Here is a 24,294-nt window from a genome sequence, read left to right as displayed (position 1 = left end):
TTGCTCCTGCAATGAGCTGAGAGACTTCGTATCGTTCGTTTCATTCCAGAGGGATGTCCTCGGCTTCGGACCACCTCCCGCAGCGCATCGCTCTGGTTCATGAGTGGTTCTCGCCTCGCTCCGTTGGAGGTGCAGAACAGGTTGTTCAAGAGGTTGATTCCCTTCTGCGCAACCTTGGCCGTGAGCCGCAGTTGGCCGCCCTGATCGATGCGGAATCCCGCCGGTTGGGCAGTTGGTTGCATGGTCGCTCTGTTCTCACCAGCCCGATACAGCGCCTGCCCTGGGGGCACAGCCACGTTCAGCAGTACCTGCCGCTGTTGCCCTTTGCGATCGAGCAGATCGATCTTGGCGCCGCTGAGTTGGTGATCAGCAGTAGCCATTTGGTCGCCAAGGGTGTGCTCACCGCTCCAGATCAGTTGCACATCAGTTATGTGCACACGCCGGTGCGTTACGCCTGGGACCAGATGCACGCTTATCTGCAGCGCTCCGCGCTGGTTCGGTGTGGTCTGGGCCCCTTGATTCGCTGGCAGCTCCATGCACTGCGCCAATGGGACCAACTCAGTGCCCAGCGGGTGGATCACCTCATTGCTAACTCCCGATTCACGGCGCGGCGAATCCGCAAGTACTGGGGGCGGGAAGCCAACGTGATCCATCCCCCTGTCGAGGTGGATCGCTTTCGCTGGAATGCAGATCGTGACGACGTCTACCTCTGCCTGTGCCGTTTGGTCCCTTACAAGCGGGTGGATCTGGTGGTGGAAGCCTTCAACCGGCTGGGTCTTCCCCTGCTGGTGGTTGGCGATGGCCCTGAGCGGGGAAGGTTGGAGGCTCTGGCCGGTCCCACTGTCACCTTGCTCGGCCGTCAGTCCCAGCAGCAGGTGGAAGAGCTCATGGCTCGTTGTCGGGCATTTGTGTATGCCGGTCTGGAGGATTTCGGCATTGCTCCGGTGGAAGCGATGGCGGCTGGAGCGCCGGTGATTGGGTTGGGGCGGGGCGGTTTGTTGGACACGGTGCGTTGTGCAGCGGCCGGGTTGCGCGAGCCCACCGGGGTGCTGTTCCCGGACCAGAGCGTCGAGTCGCTTGTGCAGGCCGTGGAGTGGTTTGAACAAGAACGGATTTGGCGTTCTCTGGATTCGGAATCCATCCGTGCGTGGGCTGAGCGCTTTCGGCCGGAAGCCTTTGCGGCGCGCTTTGATTCGGTTCTGCGAACGGCCTGGCGCGCCCATCAACGGGGCTGTGCCGTTGCAGCGAGTGACCCCGCGGAGATGCCAGGGCTCCAGCTGTGACGTTGAGTGTGGTGAGTCCCAGGTTGAGCCTTTGACCTCGGCCTCCAGGCCTTCCTTGATTCAGACCGCAGGGCGTGCAGCTCGCCGTGGCAAGTACAAGCCACACCTTGCGCTGATCTCAGCTCCGCCGTCGGTTCTGTCGACCGGCATGCTGATTCGTCATCAGAACCGTTGGGGCCGAGTCTTCAAGCGCACCGGAGATATTGTTTTTTCTCTCGCCGTTCTCAGCATCGGTTCACCGGTGTTGCTGCTGCTGGCGGGATTGGTGAAGCTCAGTTCGCCGGGGCCTGTGTTTTACGTCCAGCGTCGGGTGGGCCGGAGCTACCAGCGTTTTGGCTGTATCAAGTTCCGGACCATGCGGGCCGATGCGGATGACGTTCTGGCGCGTGTTCTGGAGGCGGATCCCTCGCTGCGTGACGAGTTCGAGCGTGACTTCAAGCTCAAGCGTGATCCACGGATCACTCCTATTGGTCGTTTTCTCCGCCGCTCGAGTCTCGATGAGCTGCCGCAGTTTTTGAACGTTCTTCGCGGTGAGATGAGCGTTGTTGGGCCACGTCCAATCGTTCAGAAGGAACTCGTTCGTTATGGCCCCTACATGGACGAAGTTGCCTCAGTTCGCCCTGGGTTGACTGGGCTCTGGCAAGTCAGTGGCAGAAACAACCTGAGCTACAAAAAACGCGTCAAGCTCGATCTGGCCTATGCCCGTGGTCGTTCGTTCGGCCTGGACTTCGCCATCATCCTTCGCACGTTTGGTGTGTTGCTCCTACCGATGGACCGTGGTGCCTACTGACTGAGCTCAACGGGTGATCGCCAATTGGATGATTCCCAGAGCACTGAGCCAGACGATCTCCAGCCGGCTAGATGCCTTTAGAACAGCTCTGACCAAAGTCACGTTTGCAGTTGGTTGGCCAGCTCCAAGCACCGGTTTCTGTACCAAGAGCTCTCCATACCTGTTTTCGCCGCCGAGTTGGATCCCGATGCAGTGGGCGTAGATCGCTTCCGAACGCCCTGCATTGGGGGATGGATCTGCAGACCCATCTCGTTCTGCAGCTTGCACCCGTTGCGCCCACTGCTTCCAGGGAGGGCAGACCAGGGGCAGCGTCAGCATGACCAGACGACAGGGCAGCCAGGTCAGCAGATCATCCAGGCGTGCGCCGGCTGTTCCTAGCCAGCGCAGACGACCGGTGCGGTACCCGAGCATGGAATCCAGCGTGCTGCTGGCCTTGAAGCCCCAGGCCAGCGCCAGGGGGCCAGGACCAGAGGGCATGACCATCCAAAGCAGCGCACCGATCCCCATCCAGAACAGAGGTGCGAACACGCCATCCACAGCATTTTCCGAGGCTGTTTCGGCTGCGGCCCTGAGCAGTCCCTCTCGATCCAAGCTCTGAACGTCTCGTCCGACGATCCAGCTCAAGTTCCTGCGGGCCAGCTCGAGGTCTCCTGCCGCCGCTGATGGCAAGGCATTCACCACCGCCAGCACGCTGTCCCTCAGGCTGCGGGCCGCCAGGGTGCTGGCGAGGCTCAGGGCCAGAACGGGGATGGAAATCCACTGCCATGGGGAGGGAAGCCACAGCAGCCGCTCCAGACACCAGCCCGTCAGCACGCTGCCAAGCACCAGGATCAGGGTGATCAGGCCTCCCCCGATCCTTAGCTTCATCGGATCGTCCCCAGCCCATGGCTCGACCCAATGGCGCAACTGCCGGATGCTCCACCCCATCACCACCACGGGGTGGAGTATCCGGCGCGGGTCACCGATCAACTGATCCAGCAGTGCTGCCCCAAGCACCAGCAGGCCTCCCATCGTTTCTGAGGTCATGGGAGGGGCATGGCCTGGAACCAACAAAAATCCCCGCTCTGCACCGTTAGGGCAACAGAGCGGGGGACGCGGTGAGTGATGGTGTTTGATCCCACCGGGTGTTCAGCGCTTGCGCTGGATCAGGCGTCCTTCAGCCAGCTGAACATCGAGCGAAGGCCTTTGCCCACTTTCTCGATCGGATGCTGAGAGTCACGATCGCGCACCTTCTTCATTTCGGGTTTGCCGGCTTCGCATTCGGCCACGAAGTTCCTGGCGAAGGTGCCGTCCTGGATATCAGCCAGAACACGCTTCATCTCGGCCTTGGTGTCGGCGGTGATCAAACGAGGGCCACTGACGTAATCGCCGTACTCCGCGGTATTGGAGATCGAATCGCGCATGGAGGTCAGTCCTCCCTTCACCATCAGATCAACAATCAGCTTCACCTCGTGCATGCACTCGAAGTAAGCCAGTTCGGGCTGGTAACCCGCTTCCACCAAGGTCTCGAAACCAGCTTTCACGAGTTCGGACAGACCGCCACACAGCACAGCCTGCTCACCGAACAGATCGGTTTCGGTCTCTTCCTTGAAGTTGGTCTCCAGGATGCCGGCACGCGTGCCACCGATTCCTTTGGCGTAGGCCATGGCCATGCCGCGAGCGTTGCCGGAAGCATCCTGTTCGATAGCGAACAAGGCGGGCACGCCCTGGCCGTTCTGATACTCCCAACGCACGGTGTGGCCAGGACCCTTCGGAGCGATCATCACCACATCCACATCAGCGGGGGGCTTGATCAGCTCGAAGCGGATGTTGAAGCCGTGGGCAAAGCTGAGCACCTTGCCTGCACTCAGGTGAGGTGCGATTTCCTTCTCGTAGACGTCCTTCTGGAATTCGTCGGGCAGCAAGACCATGATCCAGTCCGCTTTGGCCGAGGCATCGGCCACGCTCAGCACTTCAAGACCATCGGCCTTGGCTTTCTCTGCTGAGCGGCTTCCGTCGTAGAGGCCCACCACCACGTTCACACCTGAATCCTTCAGGTTCAGAGCGTGGGCATGACCCTGGGAGCCATAACCAATGATGGCCACGGTCTTGCCGTTCAGCAGACCGAGATCGGCGTCGGAGTCGTAGAAGAGCTGGGCCATCCGGGGCGGGCTTGCGGAACACTGCAGTGGACGAGCTTACGCAGTGGCCTGCCCCGTTCTGTTCAAGCCTCGTTCGGATGGGAGATGACGCGGTCGATCAGGCCGTATTCCTTGGCTTCTTCGGCACTAAGGAAGTAGTCCCGGTCGGTGTCCTTCTCGATCTTCTCGAAGCTCTGGCCACTCATGTCGGCCAGGGAGCGGTTGAGCATCTCCTTCATCCGCAGGATCTCCCTTGCCTCGATTTCGATGTCACTGGCCTGGCGACGGCTGGTGCCGCCGAGGGGCTGGTGAATCATGATCCGGCTGTGGGGTAGAGCGACCCGCTTCCCTTTGGTGCCAGCGGCGAGGAGAAAGGCACCCATGGATGCAGCAAGACCAACGCAGATGGTCACCACCTCGCTTTTGACGTACTGGATGGTGTCGTAGATGGCCAGTCCCGCTGTGACGGAGCCACCGGGGGAGTTGATGTACAGGTAGATCGGCTTGCTGCTGTCTTCTGAGTCGAGATAGAGCATCTGGGCCACCAGGCTGTTGGCGATGCTGTCATTGACCTCAGAGCCGAGGAAGAGGATCCGCTCCACCCCCAGACGGGTGTAGATGTCGACCCAGCGCTCCATCTGGCTGCCGGGCAGGCGGTAGGGAACGCTGGGGGTACCGATCGGCATGGTTCAGAACGTTGAAGAAAGAAGTGCAGGAGGGTTGGATCTGATGCCGTCGATCAGACGGGGGGATTGCCAGGCAGGTCTTTACGGCTGCTGAGCACGCGGTCAATGAGTCCGTACTCAACAGCTTGTTGAGGGGTTAGGTAGCTCATCCGGTCGGAGTCCTTGCTCAGATCTTCCACTGAACGACCTGTGTTGGTGGAAAGGATTTCGAGCATTGCCTGCTTGTTGTGCAGCACTTCTTTGGCCCGGATCTGGATGTCCGTCGCCTGGCCGCGGGCGCCGCTGCGGGGTTGGTGCAGAACGATGGAGGAGTGAGGCAATGCAGCCCGTTGACCTTTCGTTCCTGCTGAAAGGATCACCGCCGCCGTGCCCATGGCCTGGCCGATGCAGATGGTGTGCACCGGAGGCTTGACATAGCGGAGGGTGTCGCAGATGGCGAAGGCTTCGGTCTCGAAGCCGATGGCATCACCCGAGTACCAGCTCGTGCCTGTGGAGTTGATGTAGAAGTAAATCGGCTTCTCTGGGTTGTCGAATTCCAGATAAAGCAGCTGAGCAATGATCAGCTCAGTCACGTCGATGCCCATCTGACGCTTGGCGTCGTCGTCAGAGAACAGGGGCAAGCCCAGGTAAACGATCCGCTCCTTGAGCAGGAGTGAGGGAAGGTCAGGAGGTGGTGTGCGCATCACGGCGCTGTCGCCGTAGTACGGGGCCGAAGTTGTCATCTCCACCATCGCGGTGGGGCGAGCCTAGCCGGGGTCAGCGGGCTTGCGGTTGCTGGTTTTGGCCGGTTTCCCCTGACTTTTCGATTTCGTTGCAGGCTTGGTGTCGGTTGATGCATCCTTCTCGTCCAACCGTGCAAACACCATGCGACCGGTTGGGGTTTGCAGGGCACCGGTTACCACCACAGGTTTGCGTTGGCCGATTAGCGATTTCGCCTCGTTGACCACCACCATCGTTCCGTCGTCGAGGTAGCCGACACCCTGGCTGTCCTCCTTGCCTTCACGCACGATCTTGAGTTTGAGCTCATCGCCGGGTTGCACTTCAGGCCGCAACGCGATCACCAGCTCACTCAGATTCATCACCTTCAGGTCTTTGACCTGGGCCACCTGCGCCAGGTTGAAGTCTGCGGTCACCAGCGTGCCGCCGGTGTCAGACGCAAGCTGCAGCAGTCGGTCGTCGGTTCCCTTGCCGTCGTAACGGGTGCTGTTGATCACCAACCGCCGTCCGTAGGTTTCCCGCAGATCCTTCAGCAGCTTCAGGCCACGTCGGCCCTTGGCCCTCTTTTCGATGTTGGTGGAGTCCGACAGCTGTTGCATCTCATCGATCACCGATTCGGCAACGATCACCTGCCCTTCCAGCAAGCCGCAGGCGAGCATGCCGCGGATCCGGCCATCGATGATCACGCTGGTGTCCAGAATCTTGGCTGTGGCGGGGGTCAGCACCCCATCGGCCACCAGCAGGGCCTCTGTGCTGGCGGGATTGAACAGGCGCAGCAGCGTGCGGCCGTGAACTTCCGCCAGGTTGCTTCCCAGAATTCCGAAAAAGACGTTGCTCACCACCGCGAGAAGGGGTTTGAGCAGAACAATTCCCCCGGAGAACGGAAGCAGCAGAACGGGCAGCAGCAGCAGGTTGGCTACCAGCAGCCCCAGGATCAGGCCGACAGCGCGGCTCACCAGTAGATCGGTGGGCATGGTGCGCACCTGTTGCATCAGGCGCACCCGCAGCTTTTTGAACACCAGGCCTGCAATCAAGCCAACGCCACCGCCAGCTCCGCTGAGCTGGAGACGTAACTGTTCAGCATTGGTGGTTGCACTGACCAGGCCATCGGGCAGCAGATGAATCCCCATCCACCCGGCAGCTGCACCGGAAACGACAAACAGAAGCAGGATGAGCGGATCCACCATGGGTTCAGGTCGTGGCAGCTCGATCCGGATGCCAAAAGCATGCCTTATCCCATCCCGCCCCGCAGCGCCTACCTCCACATTCCCTTCTGCCACCGGCGCTGTTACTACTGCGATTTCGCCGTTGTTCCCCTGGGGGACCAAGCCCGCGCCGATCAGGGGCCTGGCAGTCGCTCGATCCGTGAGTACCTGACCCTGCTGCATCGGGAAATCGCCTCTGCCCCAAGCGGTCCGCCCCTATCCACGGTCTATATCGGTGGGGGAACTCCATCGCTGTTGTGCCCTGATCAGATCGGAGCACTGCTCGATGCCTTGGCAAACAAATTTGGTCTTCAGCCGGGTGCGGAAATCACCCTGGAGATGGATCCGGCCACCTTTGATTCCGCGCAATTGGCCTCCGTACTGGCCCATGGAGTGAATCGCATCAGCCTGGGGGGCCAGAGCTTTGATGACGCGGTGCTCGAACAGCTGGGGCGTCGGCACCGCCAGAGCGACCTCCATGCGGCGATCGACTGGATGGTGCAGGCCTTGAGCGATGGCACGCTTCGATCCTGGAGTCTCGATCTCATCCAGAACCTCCCGGGCCAGACCCTTTCCGGGTGGGATTCGCAGTTGGATCAGGCGATTGCCAGTCAGGCCCCCCATCTCTCGATCTACGACCTTTCGGTGGAACCGGGCACGGTGTTTGATCGCCAACGCTCGCTTGGCCTGTTGAAGCTGCCGGAGGACGACCTTGCCGTTGCGCTGATGGGGCGAACCACCCAACGACTCGCAGCTGCCGGCCTCAGCCGCTACGAGATTTCAAACCACGCCCGTCCGGGGCATGCCTCCCGACATAACCGGGTGTATTGGAGTGGTGCCGGTTGGTGGGGATTTGGCATGGGAGCGACATCAGCACCCTGGGGGGTGCGCTTGGCGCGACCCCGCACCCGCGCTGCCTATGCGGCATGGCTGGATCACCCTCCTGAGGAATCCATCGCCGAGGCTGGTCTCCCCCTGGATGATCAATTGCTGGTGGGTCTGCGGCGCAGGGAAGGAGTGACCCTTCAAGGTCTTGATGCCGATGCCCTGGTGCGACGTTGGCAACCGTTCGTTGAGCGTGGATGGCTGCAGCAGCGAGCAGGGCGTTGGTGCCTCACCGACCCCGAGGGCATGGCCCTCAGCAATCAGGTGTTGATTGAGGTGATTCTTTGGTGGGAGGAGTGTGGTTCCGGGTCTGGCTGACCCAACCCTTCAATGCGTCGATGAACAAGCGGCGGCCATCCACGAGCGCTGGGCTGAACGGAGGTTGTTTGGCGGTGAGCCCCAGCAGATCTGCCGTGACGCGCACCTGGCCGTCGCAGCCGTCACCTGCACCGATGCCGATCACCGGGATGGTTAGGGCCTGCTGCACCCGGCACGCCAGCTCCGATGGAACATGTTCCAGCACCAAGGAGAAGCAGCCCTTCTGCTCGAGGGTGCATGCCTGCTCGATCAGGCGTTCCTGGCTGATGGCGTCCGTGGCCTGGCGGCGATAACCCAAACGATGCACGGCCTGGGGGGTGAGGCCCAGATGCCCCATCACAGGAATGCCCATCCGCACCAGTCGGTCGATCACGGCGACGACCTCCGGTTCCGCTCCCTCCAATTTCACCGCTGCAGCACTGGACTCCTTCAGCAGGTGTCCTGCAGCCGCCACGGCGCGGTCTTCACCGCACTGGTAGCTGAGAAAGGGCAGGTCGCAGACCAACAGGGGCTGATCGGCGGGCATGCTCGTCAATCCCCGCGCCACCGCCTGGGTGTGATGGAGCATCTGGTCCAGGCTCACCGGCAGGGTTGTGGCATGGCCCAGCGCCACCATCGCCAGTGAATCACCGACCAGCAGCACATCGGCACCGGCGGCTTCAGCCAGAGCCGCAGAGAGGCTGTCCCAAGCGGTGAGCACGGCGATGGGTTGGCCCTTCTGCTTGAAGCGGGTCAGATCAGAAGGACGCATGCAGCTTCAGAACCCCTCGGGGGCTCATTGCTAGCATTCGATGGATTCGGGCCCATGCGGCTCTGACGCCCAAATCTGGTCAGGACCGGAAGGGAGCAGCCACACGGGATGCTCAGGGCAGGCGTGGGTTCCGGGTCACCACCTTCGAAAGAGTCGTCAGACCACAAGGCCTGACGGGACTCTCATACAGTGCCGTTGTCTTGTTGTTGACGGCGACGCAGGAATTCAGGAATTCTCGCGCCGTTCTCTTCGGGTTCAGCACGGTTTGACATGGATGGCATGGAGCGGCTGCGCTCGCTGCGGTAGGGCTGCTTGTTTTCGAATCCTGTGGCGATCACCGTGACGTGAATCTCGCCTTCGAGCGCCTCATCCACCACAGCTCCCACGATGATGTTTGCTTCGGGGTCGACGACGTCGTAGATCACCTCTGAAGCCGTGGTCATGTCCTCCAGGGTCATGTCCTTGCCGCCGCTGATGTTGATCACACAGCCTTTTGCGCCATCGATCCGCTCGGTTTCAAGCAGTGGGCTGGCGATCGCGGCCTGGGCTGCTTCCACGGCTCTGGAGCGACCGGAACCGATGCCGATGCCCAGCAGTGCCGTTCCCGCTTCTGTCATCACGGAGCGAACGTCCGCAAAGTCAACGTTCACCAGGCCAGGGCAGGTGATGATGTCACTGATGCCTTTGACGCCCATGCGCAGAACATCGTCCGCACTGCGGAAGGCTTCCTGAAGGGGAGCTCCGCCGATGGCATCACGCAGGCGGTCGTTGGGGATCACGATGAGGGTGTCCACGTGTTCCGCCAAGCGAGCGATTCCTTCGTCGGCCTGACGCATGCGACGACGGCCCTCGAAGCTGAACGGCTTGGTCACGATGCCGACGGTGAGAGCACCGACTTCACGGGCGACTTCGGCCACCACTGGTGCGGCACCAGTACCGGTTCCACCGCCCATGCCAGCGGCAATGAACACAAGATCGGAGCCCTGCAGTGCGTCGTGCAGGTCAGTACGGGATTCCTCGGCTGCTTTCTGGCCGATGGTCGGATTGCCACCGGCGCCAAGCCCTCGGGTCAGGGTCTGCCCCAACTGCAGGCGTTGCTGGGCTTGCGACTGGATTAGGGCCTGTGCATCGGTGTTGAGAACGCGATAGCCCACACCCTCAAGGTCACTGAGGATCATGCGGTTGACGGCATTACTTCCACCGCCGCCAACGCCGATTACCTCGATGCGGGCGGATTGGCTGGGCTGGATTCCCGCTGCCGTGTAAGACCCTGAGCCGCTCACCATCTCCATCGTCGAGGCAGAACCGTTTGGTTGCGATGCATTATGTCCCTGAAGCTTGGTCTCGGCTTTAACAGATCACAAACCAGGAACTGAGGTTGTGGTCTCCAGATTTTTAATCCTCTGGATTCAGGGTTGTGTTTTGACCTTTTTGGGCTCGGGTGGCGTCGGCAGTTGCAGTTCTGGTCGGTCCGGATTGCTGAGATCAAGGCTGCTCTGATGGGCCTGGCGCAGCTGCTTCGGCAACGTCTTGTTGAGGTGGACGATCGTCTCGATCTGGGCGTTCAGAAGGGCTGGTTCGCCACCTAGATCGATCTGGCCCAGTGCGGTGGTGATCAGGCTGACATTGCCGTCGGGGTGAAGCACGATGGCTTTCAGCCTCCCCTCGAAGCGATCCCGTTGTTGCAGCAGTGCAGCGATCTGGCTGCGTTGTTGGTCGTTCCAACCACGCACCACGATCTCCGTCAGTGGCTCTGGCAAAGCGTCGCTCAGGGGGATCCACTGCCCTTCGGCGTTCAGCAGCCCCCGTTCCCGTCCAAAAGGACCCTGACGCACCGCCTTGGCGACGGGAATCTCGGGCTTCAGGCTGATCAAGAGGCGAGCAGGCAGCATTCGTCGCTGCACATGAGCGCTTTGCACCGGCAAGGACTTGATCAGCTGTTGTTCAAGTGCCCTGGGACTGACCTCTAGCAGGGGTTGGGGAAAGCGCAGCTTGGCGGCCTCGATGACCTGATTGGCCTCAAGGGCAGTGCCACCGGTCAGGATCAGCGCCTCAGGGCTCCGCAGCGTCCAGCCATGGCGCAGCAGGATCCAGGAGAATCCACCACTGACAAGCAGCAAGGCCACAAAGCGCCAAAGTTGAATCAACAGGGTCTGGCGACGCTGCCGGCGCAATTCCCGGCGCCGGGCGACCTGAGTGGAAACCGGCTGTTGGGAGGATTTGTTGTTGGTCGAGACCCGGCTCAAAGGTCGCACCGGGCCCGTGCCATCAGTTGCTCACCCCAGCTGCGCGCTCGGTCGGCATCAGAGAAGGGCACATCCATCTTCAGATCTTTACCGATGAGGCGAAGACGACAGCGGCCCTGGGATTCCTCGGTGAGGGGAGCTTCGCCGGACGCCAGTGACATCAGTTCCACAAGCTCCAGCCTGCAGACATCAAACGAGCCCTGATCTTGAAAACTGCCCGCTTCGAAGCTGCTCCATTGCAGTTCACCGTCTTTCAGGCGGGCACCGCCACAACCGTCAAGCTTGGCGAGTTCGGAGCCTTCGGCCCAGGCACGAAACAGGTTTTGGCGCCGTCGTTCCAGCCATCCGAGCGACGCCAGCAGCACAAAGGCCAGCAGCAATGGAAACCAGAGCAGTCCGTGGCTCATGGGTCAGGCGAAGGACGCTGCGCTCATTCTCCTGCTGTTTGGATCAGTTTGTGCACCAACTGTTCGAGTGTTACGCCGCTGGCCGCCCAGAGCATCGGGAACATGCTCTGGGCCGTGAAACCAGGCAGGGTGTTGATTTCGTTGATCCAAAGCTGATCGTTGGCGTCGTCGTAGAAGAAATCCACCCGCCCCATGCCGTTAACGCCAACGGCAGCGCAGGCCTGCAAGGCCTGCGCACGGATGCGCTCACTCACCTGATCAGGCAGGGGCGCTGGAATCAACGTGCTGCTTCGCCCTGCGGTGTATTTCGTCTCGTAGTCGTACCAGTCCGCATCAAAACGAACCTCGCCGATCACTGACGCTTCGAGCGTGCGTCCTCCCAGGACGGCGCATTCCACTTCTCTGGCGTTGACGCCCTGCTCCACCACAAGCCTTGGATCGAGTGCTGCTGCCTGGTTGAGGCCTTCTTCCAGTTCCTGCCGGGAACGTACCTTGCTGATTCCAACCGACGAGCCGAGATTGGCTGGCTTCACAAAACAGGGGTAGTTCAGTTCGGTCTCAATCCGATTCAAGAGGGCTGAACGGCTGTTGGCGTCCTCGAGTTCGGACGCGTGAAGAGCCACATAGGGCACTTGAGACAGCCCGGCGCTGGTGAAGGCGGACTTCATCGCCTGCTTGTCCATGCTGACGGCGGAGCCGAGAACACCGGCCCCCACAAAAGGTTTGCCGGTCAGTTGGAACAACCCCTGAATCGTTCCGTCCTCGCCATTGGGACCATGCAGCACCGGGTACCAGATGTCGACAGCGTCACATCCCTCCGGGAACCCTTGGAATCCTGAGGGTGGCAGGGGTGAAGTGAGCTCCGGTGCGGTTTCGGAGACCAGGGTTGCCTCGGCCACTTCCGTTCCCCACCAGCGACCATCACGGTCGATGTAGATCGCCTGCACCGTATAGCGCTCTCTGTTGTGCCCGCTGCGCAGGCCTCGGACGACGGTCGCCGCAGAACGGATCGAAACGTCGTGCTCTCCAGAGCGGCCTCCAAAAACGAGCCCGACCGTGATGGGACTGGACGGCATGAATGCTGCGACCCCTGAGCAGTGGGAGCGCCAAAGGTATCAGCGTTGTGCTCAGCGGGGCAGGGGGGTGCCGCTGAGTGAAAAGGAGCGCACGGCATCGATGCGCACCTGCACGAGATCGCCGGCTTCGAAGGCCTCACCATCCGGTCCGGTGGCACTGAAGAAGGTCAGGCGATTGGTGCGGGTTCGCCCCATCAGCTGCGATGGGTCCTTGGGATTGATGCCCTCCGCTAGCACTTCTTCAGTGCGCCCCTCATAGCGGGCATTGGCCCTGCGAGCGCAGCGTTCGACCAGGGCATTGATTTCGCGCAGGCGTTCCACCTTCACCTCTTCCGGCAGTTGGTTGTCCCAGTCAGCCGCTGGGGTGTTGGGCCGGGGTGAATAGGCCGCCGTGTTCACCTGATCGAAGCCGATCTCTTCGATCAGGTCGAGGGTGCGGCGGTACTGCGCATCGGTTTCGCCGGGGAAAGCAACGATCACATCGGCGCTCAATGAGGCATCGGGCATGCGCTCACGGATGCGGTCGATGATCCGCCGGTAGCGCTCAACGGTGTAGCCCCGGGCCATGGCCTGCAACACGTCGTTGTCCCCGCTCTGAAACGGAATGTGGAAGTGTTCACAGAGCTTGGGCAGGTCGGCACAGGCATCGATCAGCCGCTCGGTGAAGTAGCGCGGATGGCTGGTGGCAAAACGGATCCGTTCAATGCCCTCCACGTCGTGGACGTGATGGAGCAGATCGGTGAGGGTGTGTTGGCGGCGACCCTCTGGTGTGATGCCCGGCAGATCACGGCCGTAGGCATCAATGTTCTGGCCGAGCAGGGTGATCTCTTTGTAGCCCTGGGCGGCAAGACCCTCCATTTCCAGCTTGATCGCCTGGGGCAGCCGTGATTGTTCTTTGCCCCGCACGGAGGGCACCACGCAGTAGGTGCAACGTTCGTTGCAGCCGTAAATCACGTTCACCCAGCCGCAGATGCTGCTGTCCCGGCGGGCCGTGGTGATGTCTTCAAGGATGTGGTGGTCTTCGGTGGCCACCACCTGCTGACCGCTGTCCACCTGCAGCAGCAGGGTCTCAAGCCGGTTGGCGTGCTGCGGTCCCATCACCAGATCCAGCTCCGGAACGCGCCGCAGCAATGATTCGCCCTCCTGCTGGGCAACACACCCCGCCACCACCAGGGTGAGATTGGGGTTGCTGCGTTTTCTCTGGGCTTGTCTGCCGAGGTAGCTGTAAACCTTCTGCTCGGCGTTGTCCCGAATGGTGCAGGTGTTGTAAAGAACCAGATCGGCATCCAGTTCGGCTGACGCCTCCTGGTAGCCCATGGCCTCCAGGATTCCCGCCATTCGTTCGGAATCCGCCTTGTTCATCTGGCAGCCGAACGTAGTGATCCAGTAGCTGCCGCGCTGGGGATTGGCAGTGGCGTCAGTGGCGAGGGGGGCGGAGGCGACCAAATCTCTGGCTCAAGCCTTCTCAGTGTGAGTCACAGCGGTGTTGTGTCAGTTTGGAGATTGACGGCCGGATGGCGATGGGCTGGGCCCTCACACGGTTTTCGCTCACCAAGGCCGTGCCCCTGACGATCAGCCGGGGCACCACAGCTGCCGTGGTGCGATTGGAGCTCAGGTTGGAACGTGATGGCCTGGTCGGCCGCGGCGAGACCGGTGGATTTGAAACCGGCCACCGTGCCTTTGCCCTGGAGGCTGTGGAACAGGAACTGCTGGCGCTGTTGCCGCACCTAGAGGCTCTGGATCCCAACCGTCCGCAACGGTTCGAGCCCCTGCTGGCAGGCCTGAGTCCACCGGCTCGTTGTGCCATCGACCTGGCTTTGTGGGACTGGCATGGGCAACGGCTCGGCCATCCGCTATGGCGGCTCTGGGGACTGGATCCAGCCGAGGGTGTGGCCACAAGCGTCACCCTGGGACTGGCTCCTGTGGATGCCGTGTTGGATCGTCTGGACCGCTGGTGGACGCAGCTGCCGGCGACGCGGGTGAAGCTCAAGCTGGGCAGCCCAGACGGGTTGGACCACGACCTCAGCCTGTTGGAGGCTGTGGCCCAAGCCATCACGGATCGATCCCAGCGGCAGGGTGTGGTGGTCGAACTGCAAGTGGATGCCAACGGTGGATGGACCGTGGATCAGACCAGGCGAATGCTGGAGCCCCTGGCCTCACACCAGGTGGTGCTGCTGGAGCAGCCCCTGGCTCCTGATCTGGATCCGACGCAGGACACAGCCGGATTCGCGGCGCTGCACCCGCACTGTCCGATGGCCTTGGTGGCGGATGAAAGTTGCTGGGATCTGGAGGATCTCCTGCGTCTGGCTCCGGTGGTGGATGGTGTGAATCTCAAGCTTCTGAAGACCGGGGGGCTCAGTCAGGCCCTGCTGATGGCCCAATTGGCGCAGAAGAAGGGGTTGGACCTGATGGTGGGGTGTTACTCCGACAGCTCCTTGTTGAACGGTGCAGCAGCTCAGATGTTGCCTCTGATCCGTTGGCCGGATCTCGACAGCCATCTCAACTTGGTGGATGACCCCTTTGTTGGCCTTGAGTTGCAGGACGATCGTTTGCGACCTTCGGCGATGCCTGGATTGGGGATCCGCCAGGCAGGAGGCACAGCAGCCTTATGAGCGGGATTCAGGCGCCGCCGGGATTTCGGGAGATGCGTTTGGTGCTGCTCCAACACGGCGGTTTGGCCAGCCTCACCGGCAAGACTGGTCTGGCCATGCTCCGCCACCGTGCCGGACCGATCGTCGCGGTGATCGATCCCGACCATGCGGGCCAGTCTCTGCAACACGTCACCGGCATCGAGCGTGACGTGCCGGTGGTGGCGGATTTGGCTGCGGCTCTGCCCTACAAGCCAGAGGTCGCGGTGGTCGGCCTGGCTCCCTCGGGGGGGCGGCTGCCTGATCCTGTCCGCCACGACGTCTTGGCGGCGTTGCGCGCAGGCCTCCATCTCGCCAGCGGACTCCACACTCGCCTGGCCGATGATCCGAAGCTCGCGGATGCCCGCTGGCCCGACCGCTGGATCTGGGATCTGCGTCGGGAGCCGGAAGGACTCAACGTTGGCCAGGCACGCGCCGCAGCGCTCCCCTGTCGGCGCCTTCTGGCCGTTGGCACCGATATGGCTGTCGGCAAGATGAGTGCATGCCTTTCTTTGCTGGAGGCGGCCCAGCGCACCGGCATTTCCGCGCGCTTTGTAGGGACAGGACAGGCGGGAATCCTGATCAGCGGGGAAGGGGTCGCTCTGGATGCTGTTCGCGTCGATTACGCCGCCGGTGCGGTGGAGGCGGCGGTGCTGCGGGCGGCGGATGCTCTGCCGGACCGTGGCCTTGTGCTGGTGGAGGGGCAGGGATCGCTCTGCCATCCGGCCTCAACGGCCACCCTGCCCCTGTTGCGGGGCACCCAGCCGACGGCCCTTTTGCTGGTGCATCGGGCCGGCCAGCAGACCATTGATCGACTGCCTCAGATCCCTCTTCCAAGCCTTGAGGCCTTGGTGGCCACCACCGAAACCCTGGCGAGCTGGGCTCGGCCTGATGGGGCAGGTCAGCCAGCCAAGGTGGCCGCTGTCGCCCTCAACACCGCACGTCTCGATGAAGCTCAGGCTCGAGAGGAGGTGGAGCGCGTCAGCCAAACGCTGGGTCTGGCCTGTACCGACCCCATCCGCTGGGGTGCTGAGCCTCTCCTGGGAGCTTTGATGAGTTGTTGAGAAGGGCGAGCGAGGGGATTCGAACCCCCGAATAGCGGCGCCACAAGCCGCTGCCTTAACCACTTGGCGACGCCCGCCGCGTCCGTGAGAATCTACCAACACGAGCTGCAGCCTGCCTGGTGTCCCCTTCATCGCGTCCGCAAGGTCGGCCTGCTCTGGCGATGTTGGCGGGGGGGGTTGCGGCGGCCGGTGTGCTGTCGCTTGTGGTCTCCAACCCGTCGATGGAGGACTATCAAGCCCATGCCGGAGACCAGCTGGTCAGGTTGGGCGCCAAGGAACTGTGCGACGAACCGACCCTTCCGATGGTGCTGCGTCTTTGGATTCGCAATTGCCCTGAACTGATTGCCTCCCAGCGGGATGCACTGGCGGCGTTGGCGGGGCAGTTCACCACCCGTCGCAACCTGGTGGTGGCCAGTTTGTATTCCACCCAGATGGAAGGGAAGGAACTGCTGCCAGGTCTGCGCCTGCCCGGCTTTGAAGTCCTCAGCCTTGGTGTGGCAGGTCGTTTCGTGGTCCTCAGCACTGATGCCAGCAACGGTGCTGAGGAGTGATGGACGCCCCGTCGCTTGAGGCCCAGCCGGGAAGTGGTGTTCTTGAGGCCTGGGCACCCCTTGGACTACTGGATTTCACCCCTTCAACGCCCCTGCCAGATGTCGCGAAGCAAGGGCTAACGCCCGTTCGCCTTGACTGGCATCAGGGGCGCTTGCGGGAGCCCAAGCCCCTGCCCGCCGGTCACGTGCCACCGTCTCGGATGGTGCTGCCGCGCTTGGTCGACTGCCATGTCCATTTGGACAAGGCCTACACCTGGCAGGAGCATCCCAACCTCAGCGGCAGCTATACGGGAGCCCTCGACGCCAATCTGCGGGAGCACAACACCCGAACCGTCGCCTCCGTGCTCCAACGCGGAGAGCGCGCCATGGAAAGGGCGTTTGCCAATGGGCTGCGGGCCATCCGCAGCCATGTCGACAGTGGTGGCCCCGGCGCTGAGCCCAGCTGGGATGCGCTGCTCACGCTGCAGCAGCGCTGGCGCAGCCGCATCGATCTCCAGCTGGTGGCGCTGGTGCCTTTGGCCTTCTGGGGGACAGCTGAAGCTGATGTTCTGGCGCGTCGCGTCGCCGCCAGTGGCGGCTGCTTGGGCGGTGTCGTGACTCCCCCCTGCGGATCTTCTGTGGTCACCGAGCAGCTGGAGGCGTTGTTGCGCTTGGCTGATCGCTACAGCTGCGGCGTCGATCTGCACATCGATGAAGCGGATCATGGTGCGGCGGAGGGCATGGTTCAGCTTCTGAAGGCTCTGCGGCGCGTACCAGTGCAGGTTGCAGTCACCTGCAGCCATGCCAGCAGTCTTTCCCTGCTGCCGGCGCCACGCCTTATGCGGTTGGCAGAGCGCATGGCGGCAGCACAGATCAATGTGATTGCCCTGCCTCTCACCAATGCCTGGTTGCTGGCACGGGCGGATCACGCCACACCACTTCAGCGTCCGCAGGCCCCAATCCGTCAGTTGCAACGTTGCGGTGTTCCTGTTGCGGTTGCGGGTGACAACGTGGCTGATCCTTGGTTCCCGGGAGGCGACTTTGATCCCTTGGCCCTGCTGTCTGCTTCGATGCCGTTGACTCAGTTGTTGCCCTGGCAGCGCCTGGGCCTGGCTCCCTTCACTACAGCGCCGCCCGCCATTCTTCAGTTGGAGTGGGATGGGGTGCTGCGGGCCGGTGCTCCAGCCGATCTGATCTGCACGGAGGGCCGGGGATGGTCCGATCTGATCCAGTGTTCTCCCCAGCGTCAGATTCTCGTGAACGGCCACTGGCAGTCGTCACCAAGCGCTAGACACTGACCAGTGTTCCGCCACGTCATGGGTCGCGCTGAAGCCTTAATTGCCCTGCGGCAAGCCCTCAGCGTTGTTCCGGATCTGGAGCTGTTGGAGGAACCGGGGGAGCTTCAGCGCCATTCCCGGGATGCCTTTGAGTACTCCCCCGTCCTGACGCCGCGGCTGGAGGCCTGCCGTGCTGAGTTGGTGGTCCGCCCCGGCTCGGTGGACGCCGTCGAACGACTGGCTTCGGCCTGCGCTGAGCACCAGATTCCCTTGACCCTGCGTGGTTCCGGGACGGGGAACTACGGCCAGTGTGTGCCTCTGCAGGGCGGCGTTGTGATGCTCACCACGGCCCTGCGGCAGATCCGTTCGATTGATCCGATCACTGGGGTGGTGACCGTGGAACCGGGCTGTGTGATGCGTGATCTGGATCAGGAGTTGCGCCGGCATGGACGCCAGCTGCGCTTGATGCCCAGCACCTGGCGCAGCGCCACTATTGGTGGCTTTGTTGCAGGGGGATCTGGGGGCATCGGTTCGCTGCGCTGGGGCTTTCTGCGGGATCCAGGCCATCTCCTCGGGTTGGAGATTGTGCCTCTACGCCCCGATGCCCAGCGCCATCAACTCGGCGAGATGGATGCCGAGGCCTTGAACCATGCCTACGGCACCAACGGCATCATCACGGCCCTCAGCCTGGCCACAGCTCCAGCGGTCAACTGGCACCAGGTGAGTGTGGACTGCGAGCACTGGGAGCAGGCAATTGAGCTGATGCAGAGGATCGCTGCCTCGGCCTTGGATCTCCATTTGGCGAGCCTGCTGGAACAGCCGCTGCTGTCGCGGATGCCCGGCTGGGGTGGTCCTGCCGTCTCAGCCCACCGGCTGCTGTTGCTCGTCGCACCCGATGGGCTCAAAAGCTTGCAAAGGATGGTTCAGTCAGCCGGGGCCAGCCTGCGGGATCTCGGCCCTGAGGATCTCTCCGGGGGCAATGGCTTGCGCGAGCTGAGCTGGAATCACACCACCCTGCATGTGCGGGCCTCCGAGCCGGGATGGACCTACCTGCAGATGCTGTTGCCGCAACCGGAGGCCCCTGCGATGGCGGCACTGAAGCAGCGCTGGGGTGATGCCCTGGTCTGGCATCTCGAGCTTGTGCGACAGCAGGGCTGTCCCCGCCTGGCTGCTCTGCCGTTGGTGCGTTGGCAGGGAGCAGATCAGCTGAACCGGTTGATGGACGACTGCAGGGCCGCGGGTGCCGTGCTGTTCAACCCCCACGTGATCACTGTGGAAGACGGCGGCCTTGGCGTCATCGATGCCGATCAGGTGGCGGCCAAGCAGCGCTTTGATCCTGCCGGTCTGCTCAATCCAGGCAAGCTTCGGGGTTGGGAGGAGCGCTCCTGAGGATCAGCAGCCAAGACTGTCGAAGGTGGCGACTCCCGTGCTGGGGTTGATGCCATCGGCCTCGCCGCATAGCCGGCGTTGATCATCACGATCGAGCAGGGCGTCAGTGAAGTCAGCCCCCTCGATCTGAGCGTTGCTGAAGCTGCTGCCCGAAGCAATGATCCCGGTTAGGACGGCATTGCGTAGATCGGTGGCGACAAAGTCAGCGCGATCCATCAGGGCATCGGAGAGGTCAGCGCCTTGGAAATCAGCCTCGGCGAAGGCCCCTTGGGTGAGGATCGCGCCATGCAGGTTGGCGCCCCGGAAATTCGCTCCGCGGCCCACAGCTCCGGCAAAGGATGTGTTGGCCAGGTTCTGCCCCTCGAAGTCACCGTTGCTCTGGTTGGTGAGCGTGTAATCCACTTTTTCCTGGAACAGGGCCCGGTCCTGCAGCCCCACCCCAGCTGAGGTGTCAAGGGCCTGGGCAGGCGTTGCCATGAGCAGAAGGGGCAGGAGAAGGCCCAGCAACCTGGAGATTCGCAGCACAGTCCACGCGCAAGCTGTGGTCACTCTGCCGTTACAACGCCACGAGCGAACAGGTCACCGATCAGATACAGCGATCCGGCAACAATCGGTACAGGTGTCGGCCATTCGTTGCTGCTGAGGTGGTTCAGCACGGTTTCAAGGCCGTCGGCCTCCTGCAGCTGGTGCTCGAGCTGAGGCAGTTCCTGGAGGAGGGCCGACCGGCTCCAGCTCTTGTGGCTCGGCACAGGAATGATCCAAGCCTGGTCCTGCGGCTGCAGCAGCGTCTGGAGCATGGCGACAGCGTCCTTATGGGCCTGGATTGCCAGGATCCACACCACGCCATTGGAGGCATCGATCCACTGGCTGCGTTCTTCGGCCAGCTGCACCGCTGCCGGTGGATTGTGGGCTCCATCCAGGCGAAGCTTTTGGTCCCCCCAATGCACGGTTTGCAGGCGACCGGGCCAGTGGGCTGTGGCAAAGCCCTCCTGGATTACGGCTTCAGGCAAGGTCCAGCCCAAGCCCGAGAGGGCTCGCAAGGCACCCAGGGCCACAGCGGCGTTGCTCCGCTGAATGGTGCCGGACAAGCCCAGTTGCCAGGTTGAATCCAGGGGCTTCACCCAGTGGAGCTTGGCCTGCTGGGTCCGGCAGGTTGTCTCCAGGACGTCCTGCACTTCAGGGGCTTGGACGCAACTGATCACGGTGGCCTGCGGCGGGATCGCTGCCGCTTTTTCGGTTGCGATAGCGGTGAGGCTGTTGCCCAGGTGCTCGCAGTGGTCCAGGCCAATGCTGGCGACAGCCACCACAGGGCGGCATGGGTGGGCCGTGGTTGCATCAAGCCTCCCTCCCAGCCCCACTTCCAGCACCAGCAGGTCGCAGGCGTGCCGTTGGAACTCCAAGAAGGCTGAGGTCACGAGCAGTTCAAATGGGGTGAGCCGATGCCGTTCGTTCAGGGGCTGGAGCGCCTGCAACTGGGTGCGCAGCGTTTCAGCGGCAATGGGCTTTCCCTTGATCCGGATGCGTTCGCACCAGCTCACCAGATGGGGGGAGGTTGTGACCCCGCAGCGGAGGCCGGCTGCACAAAGGGCTGATTCCAGAAAGCTGACGATGGAACCCTTGCCATTGGTGCCCAGCACCTGAATCGCGGGGATCGTCCGACAGGGATGGTCGAGCTCGTGCAGTGCCGCATGCATGCGATCCAACTGCAGATCCATGCCACGCAGATCGAAGCGTGGGATCAGATCAGACAGATCGTCCACTCAGCTGACGCTGGAGAGGGTTGCCGCCAGGCGGCGCAGCAGTTCGCGCACCTCGCGCTTGTTGATGGTCAGTGGGGGCACCATGCGCAGCACCGAGGGGCCGGCCGCCACCAGCAGCAGGCCGTGGTCGATGGCGGCTTTTGCCAGCGCAGGGGCCTTCCAACTGCTGCCCTCCCGGATCACGATGCCTTGGAGCAGGCCCCAGCCCCGCACGCCTTGCAGGTGCTCGGGGAAGCAGTTCACCAGCTCTTGGAGCCCATCGCGCAGTTGTTCGCCGCGGGCTGTGACGTTGGTTAGCAGTCCTCGTCGTTCGATTTCGGTGGCCACCGTCAAACCCGCCCGGCAGGCGAATGGATTGCCGCCGAAGGTGCTGGCATGGTCGCCGGGTTCAAACACATCCGCGGATGCGTTCACCAGCAAGGCACCAATGGCATGGCCACCGCCCAGGCCCTTGGCCAGGGTGAAGGCGTCAGGGCTGATGCCCAGCTGCTCATAGCCCCACAGGCGGCCGCTCCGTCCCATGCCCACCTGCACTTCATCAAGGATCAGCAGGATGTTGTTCTCTGTGCAGATCTCGCGCAGGCGTGAGAAGAAAACGCGGTCTCCAGGGTTGACGCCACCCTCACCTTGCAGGGGTTCAACCAGAACAGCTGCGATCGAGGGACCGGCCTGTTCGTAGCGGTTGATCAGGGCTTCGAGAGCCTTTAGATCGTTGTAAGGGAAGTAATCAAACCCGGTCACCATGGGCTCAAAACCCTTGTGGTACTTGGGTTGACCGGTGGCGGTGACCGCCGCGAGCGTGCGGCCATGAAAGCTGGCTGCTGCCGTGAGGATCACGGGCTGTTCGATGCCGCGCCGTTGATGTCCGTGTTTCCGGGCCAGCTTGATCGCGGCTTCATTGGCTTCGGCTCCGGAATTGCAGAAGAAGACGCTGTCAGCACAGCTGTTGTGCACCAACCAGCTGGCCAACTCTTCCTGTTCTGGAATCTGATAGAGGTTCGAAACGTGCTGGAGGCGTCCCAGCTGCTTGCGCAGAGCCCGCTGCATGGCTCTGTCGCTGTGGCCCAGGGTGCAAGTGGCGATGCCAGCGACTGCATCCAGGTAGCGCCGCCCTTCGGTGTCCTTGACCCAGCAGCCTTTCCCTTTGGCCAGAGCCAAAGGGAAACGGCCGTAGGTGTTCATCACAGCGGATGGATGGGAGCCGGGGGACTTGAACCCCCAAGACCAGTGGCCGGCTGATTTTGAGTCAGCTGCGTCTACCAATTCCGCCAGGCTCCCGCACGGGAATTGTATTGATTGAAGGGCCCCGCTTCAGTGGATGTTGCGCTTCACCTCAGCGCCGGCAGCGCTGAGCTTGGCTTCGAGGTCGTCGTAACCCCGATCAAGGTGCTTCAGACCAGCCACTTCGGTGATTCCTTTGGCGGAGAGACCAGCCAGAACCATGGCAGCCGCTGCACGGAGGTCGGTGCCGGTGACGGGAGCCGCGCTCAGCTGAGCCACGCCTTCAACAATGGCTGTGCTGCCCTTGAGACGAATGGATGCCCCCATGCGTTGCAGTTCGGCCACATGCTGCAGCCGGTTTTCGTAGATCTTTTCGCTGATCACACTGGTGCCCTTCGCGGTGCACATCAGGGCCATGAACGGTGCCTGAAGATCGGTTGGAAACCCAGGAAACGGCTGGGTGGTGATGTCCACGGCCGTGATCTCTCCCGGGGTGATCGTCACGGCCCTCCCCTTGATGTCGATGGAGCAGCCGCAATCCCGAAGTTTTTGGATTACCGCGCTGAGGTGCTCGGGAATGACGGGCTCCACCACGAGTGGTGAGCGCGTGATTGCCGCCGCCATCAGGAAAGTTCCGGCTTCGATGCGATCCGGGATCACCGGATAGTTGTTGCAACCATGGAGCCGCTCCACTCCCTTAACGGTGATCACCGGGCCGCCAGCGCCGCTGACCTGGGCTCCCATGCTGTTGAGCAGGTTGGCCAGGTCCTGCACTTCAGGTTCCTGAGCAGCATTTTCAATGGTGGAGACCCCATCGGCTAGAACCGCTGCCATCAGTAGGGTTTCGGTGGCGCCAACGCTGGGGCAGTCGAGCACGATCTGAGCCCCTGTCAGGCGTTTTTTGATGCCCGGGACTGACGCCGTGACAATCCCGTGCTCAACGTGGACGACGGCACCAAGGGCTTTCAGGCCGCGGATGTGCTCGACGACGGGACGTGCCCCGATGCGGCAACCCCCAGGCAGGGGGACCCGTGCGTGTCCCAAGCGTCCAAGCAGGGGGCCAATGCTGAAGAAACTGGCGCGAAGGCTGTTGACCAGTTCGTAGGGAGGAGCAGAGCCGCTGAGCTTGGCGGCGGTGAGGCGAATGCGGTCCGCCCTTCGGTTCACCTGAACCCCCAGAGATTCAAGGATGGCGCTCATGCCATCGATGTCTGTGAGGGAGGGAATATTGGTCAGCTCAATGGTCTCCTCGCTGAGGAGGCTGGCTGTCATCAGCACCAGAGCAGAGTTTTTGGCACCGCTGACGTGAAGCGTTCCCTTCAATGCCTGGCCGCCGCTGACATTGAGGCGTTGCTTGAGACCCTCTTGAGACACTTCTGCAACGGCCTTCATCGATGAGCTGATCCCCTATATCGGGATCTTGGCAACGTTCTTTGAGACCGTCTAGACGGCCGGCGTTCAAACTGGACAGTTTGTTACGGGGCTGGGGCAGTCACGAATCGGTGATGCCCTATGTTCTTTCGGTCGAACACGACACGCCAGCGGATGTGGCGGAATTGGTAGACGCGCTAGTTTCAGGTACTAGTGGTGGCAACATCGTGGGAGTTCAAGTCTCCCCATCCGCACTAACTTTGTCGGATAGCAACGCCCGACAATCATGATCGTTCTCAAGATCTCCAATGCATCGGAAGTGGTTGCTTCCAAGGTTGGCAAGTTCCTTGAGCTCCTCACTCCTGACTCCATCGATCACACAACCGTTGAGGATCAGGTGATCAAAAAGTTGATTGAGAATCTTGCGGCGGAAGGAATTAAAGGTGAAATCGCAGCCATCAACGGCCTCGATCTCGATGGCGAAAATCTGAGCGTTCACAAAGGCCTCAACGTGCGCAAACACGCAGCGTTCTGAGTCATTCTCTGGACTCCTTCTCTCCCCTGATCAGCA

24 protein-coding genes, 3 tRNA genes and 1 other RNA gene are annotated in these 24,294 nt (G+C 62.0%); 11 read left to right on the top strand and 17 right to left on the bottom strand.

The features are described 5' to 3' along the window. Positions 1–53: 53 nt before the first annotated feature. Together FZZ90_RS10060 and FZZ90_RS10055 are read left to right on the top strand one after the other, a co-directional pair. The gene (locus FZZ90_RS10060) at positions 54–1,283 is read left to right on the top strand and encodes a glycosyltransferase (protein ID WP_226425650.1); all 1,230 of its coding nucleotides are present in this window, start codon (positions 54–56) and stop codon (positions 1,281–1,283) included. Between the two features lie 31 nt (positions 1,284–1,314). Beyond that, a complete protein-coding gene (locus FZZ90_RS10055; protein ID WP_226425649.1) occupies positions 1,315–2,073 on the top strand; it encodes a sugar transferase in 759 nt (252 codons plus the stop codon). A 6-nt stretch (positions 2,074–2,079) separates the two neighbouring features. Here the strand turns inward: FZZ90_RS10055 and cbiB are convergent, their stop codons facing one another. From cbiB to FZZ90_RS10030, 5 genes are all read right to left on the bottom strand, one after another. Continuing rightward, a complete protein-coding gene (gene cbiB, locus FZZ90_RS10050) occupies positions 2,080–3,099 on the bottom strand; it encodes an adenosylcobinamide-phosphate synthase CbiB (protein WP_226425647.1) in 1,020 nt (339 codons plus the stop codon). A gap of 119 nt (positions 3,100–3,218) precedes the next feature. Beyond that, the gene (gene ilvC, locus FZZ90_RS10045) at positions 3,219–4,214 is read right to left on the bottom strand and encodes a ketol-acid reductoisomerase (RefSeq protein WP_226425645.1); all 996 of its coding nucleotides are present in this window, start codon (positions 4,212–4,214) and stop codon (positions 3,219–3,221) included. A 62-nt stretch (positions 4,215–4,276) separates the two neighbouring features. After that, positions 4,277–4,879 (bottom strand): ATP-dependent Clp protease proteolytic subunit, encoded by a 603-nt coding sequence (locus FZZ90_RS10040; RefSeq protein WP_226425644.1) that lies wholly within the window; start codon positions 4,877–4,879, stop codon positions 4,277–4,279. Between the two features lie 53 nt (positions 4,880–4,932). Further along, on the bottom strand, positions 4,933–5,601 hold the full coding sequence (locus FZZ90_RS10035; RefSeq protein ID WP_226425643.1) for an ATP-dependent Clp protease proteolytic subunit: 669 nt from the start codon (positions 5,599–5,601) through the stop codon (positions 4,933–4,935). Positions 5,602–5,625: 24 nt separating this feature from the next. Further along, complete coding sequence (locus FZZ90_RS10030) at positions 5,626–6,783, bottom strand: PIN/TRAM domain-containing protein (RefSeq protein ID WP_226425642.1); 1,158 nt, start codon at positions 6,781–6,783, stop codon at positions 5,626–5,628. Between the two features lie 39 nt (positions 6,784–6,822). Here FZZ90_RS10030 and hemW point away from each other — a divergent pair, with 39 nt between their 5' ends. Further along, entirely contained in the window at positions 6,823–8,004 is a 1,182-nt protein-coding gene (gene hemW, locus FZZ90_RS10025) for a radical SAM family heme chaperone HemW (RefSeq protein WP_226425641.1), read from the top strand. Here the strand turns inward: hemW and panB are convergent. Then, positions 7,940–8,755 (bottom strand): 3-methyl-2-oxobutanoate hydroxymethyltransferase, encoded by an 816-nt coding sequence (panB, locus tag FZZ90_RS10020; RefSeq protein WP_226425640.1) that lies wholly within the window; start codon positions 8,753–8,755, stop codon positions 7,940–7,942. The two genes, hemW and panB, sit on opposite strands and share 65 nt — an antisense overlap. Before the next feature lie 43 nt (positions 8,756–8,798). On the opposite strand from panB, the gene ffs reads away from it, so the two are divergent. Further along, an RNA gene (gene ffs / locus FZZ90_RS10015) (signal recognition particle sRNA small type) lies at positions 8,799–8,896 on the top strand. 41 nt (positions 8,897–8,937) lie between these two features. On the opposite strand, the gene ftsZ is transcribed toward ffs, so the two are convergent. The 5 genes from ftsZ to miaB all read right to left on the bottom strand — a co-directional run bounded on the left by ftsZ (position 8,938) and on the right by miaB (position 13,930). After that, positions 8,938–10,047, bottom strand: a complete 1,110-nt coding sequence (ftsZ, locus tag FZZ90_RS10010) for a cell division protein FtsZ (RefSeq protein ID WP_226425639.1) — start codon at positions 10,045–10,047, stop codon at positions 8,938–8,940. 117 nt (positions 10,048–10,164) lie between these two features. Then, complete coding sequence (locus FZZ90_RS10005; protein ID WP_226425638.1) at positions 10,165–11,010, bottom strand: cell division protein FtsQ/DivIB; 846 nt, start codon at positions 11,008–11,010, stop codon at positions 10,165–10,167. Next, on the bottom strand, positions 10,998–11,408 hold the full coding sequence (locus FZZ90_RS10000; protein WP_226425635.1) for a hypothetical protein: 411 nt from the start codon (positions 11,406–11,408) through the stop codon (positions 10,998–11,000). Before FZZ90_RS10000 ends, FZZ90_RS10005 begins: the two co-directional genes overlap by 13 nt. Positions 11,409–11,431: 23 nt before the next feature. Further along, positions 11,432–12,484, bottom strand: coding sequence for a D-alanine--D-alanine ligase family protein (locus FZZ90_RS09995; RefSeq protein ID WP_226425631.1), 1,053 nt, complete (start codon positions 12,482–12,484; stop codon positions 11,432–11,434). 51 nt (positions 12,485–12,535) lie between these two features. Continuing rightward, positions 12,536–13,930 (bottom strand): tRNA (N6-isopentenyl adenosine(37)-C2)-methylthiotransferase MiaB, encoded by a 1,395-nt coding sequence (gene miaB / locus FZZ90_RS09990; RefSeq protein ID WP_226425630.1) that lies wholly within the window; start codon positions 13,928–13,930, stop codon positions 12,536–12,538. Between the two features lie 74 nt (positions 13,931–14,004). Between miaB and FZZ90_RS09985 the strand changes: the two genes are divergently transcribed. Further along, a complete protein-coding gene (locus tag FZZ90_RS09985; RefSeq protein WP_226425700.1) occupies positions 14,005–15,096 on the top strand; it encodes a dipeptide epimerase in 1,092 nt (363 codons plus the stop codon). Next, entirely contained in the window at positions 15,093–16,175 is a 1,083-nt protein-coding gene (locus FZZ90_RS09980; protein WP_226425628.1) for a DUF1611 domain-containing protein, read from the top strand. The genes FZZ90_RS09985 and FZZ90_RS09980 overlap by 4 nt, the downstream gene beginning before the upstream one ends. Positions 16,176–16,179: 4 nt before the next feature. Here FZZ90_RS09980 and FZZ90_RS09975 read toward each other — a convergent pair. Continuing rightward, a tRNA-His gene (locus tag FZZ90_RS09975) sits at positions 16,180–16,252 on the bottom strand. Between the two features lie 84 nt (positions 16,253–16,336). Between FZZ90_RS09975 and FZZ90_RS09970 the strand changes: the two genes are divergently transcribed. The 3 genes from FZZ90_RS09970 to FZZ90_RS09960 are packed head-to-tail and all read left to right on the top strand — an operon-like array spanning position 16,337 to position 19,371. Then, positions 16,337–16,726, top strand: coding sequence for a DUF4359 domain-containing protein (locus FZZ90_RS09970; protein ID WP_226425699.1), 390 nt, complete (start codon positions 16,337–16,339; stop codon positions 16,724–16,726). After that, a complete protein-coding gene (locus tag FZZ90_RS09965) occupies positions 16,726–18,003 on the top strand; it encodes an amidohydrolase family protein (RefSeq protein ID WP_226425627.1) in 1,278 nt (425 codons plus the stop codon). Before FZZ90_RS09970 ends, FZZ90_RS09965 begins: the two co-directional genes overlap by 1 nt. Before the next feature lie 18 nt (positions 18,004–18,021). Further along, positions 18,022–19,371, top strand: a complete 1,350-nt coding sequence (locus tag FZZ90_RS09960) for an FAD-binding oxidoreductase (protein ID WP_226425624.1) — start codon at positions 18,022–18,024, stop codon at positions 19,369–19,371. Positions 19,372–19,374: 3 nt separating this feature from the next. Here FZZ90_RS09960 and FZZ90_RS09955 read toward each other — a convergent pair whose 3' ends face one another. The 5 genes from FZZ90_RS09955 to murA form a co-directional block, all read right to left on the bottom strand. Further along, complete coding sequence (locus FZZ90_RS09955; RefSeq protein ID WP_226425623.1) at positions 19,375–19,848, bottom strand: pentapeptide repeat-containing protein; 474 nt, start codon at positions 19,846–19,848, stop codon at positions 19,375–19,377. A gap of 68 nt (positions 19,849–19,916) precedes the next feature. Then, positions 19,917–21,131 (bottom strand): Mur ligase family protein, encoded by a 1,215-nt coding sequence (locus FZZ90_RS09950; RefSeq protein WP_226425622.1) that lies wholly within the window; start codon positions 21,129–21,131, stop codon positions 19,917–19,919. Further along, complete coding sequence (locus FZZ90_RS09945; protein WP_226425621.1) at positions 21,132–22,313, bottom strand: aspartate aminotransferase family protein; 1,182 nt, start codon at positions 22,311–22,313, stop codon at positions 21,132–21,134. 13 nt (positions 22,314–22,326) lie between these two features. Then, positions 22,327–22,409, bottom strand: a tRNA-Leu gene (locus FZZ90_RS09940). A 33-nt stretch (positions 22,410–22,442) separates the two neighbouring features. Beyond that, entirely contained in the window at positions 22,443–23,744 is a 1,302-nt protein-coding gene (gene murA / locus FZZ90_RS09935; protein WP_226425620.1) for a UDP-N-acetylglucosamine 1-carboxyvinyltransferase, read from the bottom strand. Between the two features lie 149 nt (positions 23,745–23,893). Here murA and FZZ90_RS09930 point away from each other — a divergent pair. Then, positions 23,894–23,977 (top strand) — tRNA-Leu (locus FZZ90_RS09930). Between the two features lie 32 nt (positions 23,978–24,009). Beyond that, complete coding sequence (locus FZZ90_RS09925) at positions 24,010–24,258, top strand: hypothetical protein (RefSeq protein WP_226425619.1); 249 nt, start codon at positions 24,010–24,012, stop codon at positions 24,256–24,258. Positions 24,259–24,294: the final 36 nt, after the last annotated feature.

It is taken from the genome of Synechococcus sp. MU1617 (genome assembly GCF_020514235.1).
Taxonomy (GTDB): domain Bacteria; phylum Cyanobacteriota; class Cyanobacteriia; order PCC-6307; family Cyanobiaceae; genus Parasynechococcus.
The sequence above is the reverse complement of the archived record's forward strand: the minus strand, read 5'-3'. Positions and strand labels throughout refer to the sequence as shown.

Bases quoted from the DNA above. Each gene is read 5' to 3' on its own strand.
- FZZ90_RS09985 (WP_226425700.1), top strand. From the start codon at position 14,005: ATGGGCTGGGCCCTCACACGGTTTTCGCTCACCAAGGCCGTGCCCCTG.
- FZZ90_RS09925 (WP_226425619.1), top strand. From the start codon at position 24,010: ATGATCGTTCTCAAGATCTCCAATGCATCGGAAGTGGTTGCTTCCAAG.
- FZZ90_RS10040 (WP_226425644.1), bottom strand. From the start codon at position 4,879: ATGCCGATCGGTACCCCCAGCGTTCCCTACCGCCTGCCCGGCAGCCAG.
- FZZ90_RS09955 (WP_226425623.1), bottom strand. From the start codon at position 19,848: ATGGCAACGCCTGCCCAGGCCCTTGACACCTCAGCTGGGGTGGGGCTG.
- FZZ90_RS10035 (WP_226425643.1), bottom strand. From the start codon at position 5,601: ATGACAACTTCGGCCCCGTACTACGGCGACAGCGCCGTGATGCGCACA.
- FZZ90_RS10000 (WP_226425635.1), bottom strand. From the start codon at position 11,408: ATGAGCCACGGACTGCTCTGGTTTCCATTGCTGCTGGCCTTTGTGCTG.
- hemW (WP_226425641.1), top strand. From the start codon at position 6,823: ATGCCTTATCCCATCCCGCCCCGCAGCGCCTACCTCCACATTCCCTTC.
- FZZ90_RS09965 (WP_226425627.1), top strand. From the start codon at position 16,726: ATGGACGCCCCGTCGCTTGAGGCCCAGCCGGGAAGTGGTGTTCTTGAG.
- FZZ90_RS09960 (WP_226425624.1), top strand. From the start codon at position 18,022: ATGGGTCGCGCTGAAGCCTTAATTGCCCTGCGGCAAGCCCTCAGCGTT.
- panB (WP_226425640.1), bottom strand. From the start codon at position 8,755: ATGCGTCCTTCTGATCTGACCCGCTTCAAGCAGAAGGGCCAACCCATC.
- FZZ90_RS09980 (WP_226425628.1), top strand. From the start codon at position 15,093: ATGAGCGGGATTCAGGCGCCGCCGGGATTTCGGGAGATGCGTTTGGTG.
- cbiB (WP_226425647.1), bottom strand. From the start codon at position 3,099: ATGACCTCAGAAACGATGGGAGGCCTGCTGGTGCTTGGGGCAGCACTG.
- FZZ90_RS09995 (WP_226425631.1), bottom strand. From the start codon at position 12,484: ATGCCGTCCAGTCCCATCACGGTCGGGCTCGTTTTTGGAGGCCGCTCT.
- FZZ90_RS09945 (WP_226425621.1), bottom strand. From the start codon at position 22,313: ATGAACACCTACGGCCGTTTCCCTTTGGCTCTGGCCAAAGGGAAAGGC.
- ftsZ (WP_226425639.1), bottom strand. From the start codon at position 10,047: ATGGAGATGGTGAGCGGCTCAGGGTCTTACACGGCAGCGGGAATCCAG.
- FZZ90_RS09970 (WP_226425699.1), top strand. From the start codon at position 16,337: ATGTTGGCGGGGGGGGTTGCGGCGGCCGGTGTGCTGTCGCTTGTGGTC.
- ilvC (WP_226425645.1), bottom strand. From the start codon at position 4,214: ATGGCCCAGCTCTTCTACGACTCCGACGCCGATCTCGGTCTGCTGAAC.
- FZZ90_RS10030 (WP_226425642.1), bottom strand. From the start codon at position 6,783: ATGGTGGATCCGCTCATCCTGCTTCTGTTTGTCGTTTCCGGTGCAGCT.
- FZZ90_RS10060 (WP_226425650.1), top strand. From the start codon at position 54: ATGTCCTCGGCTTCGGACCACCTCCCGCAGCGCATCGCTCTGGTTCAT.
- murA (WP_226425620.1), bottom strand. From the start codon at position 23,744: ATGAAGGCCGTTGCAGAAGTGTCTCAAGAGGGTCTCAAGCAACGCCTC.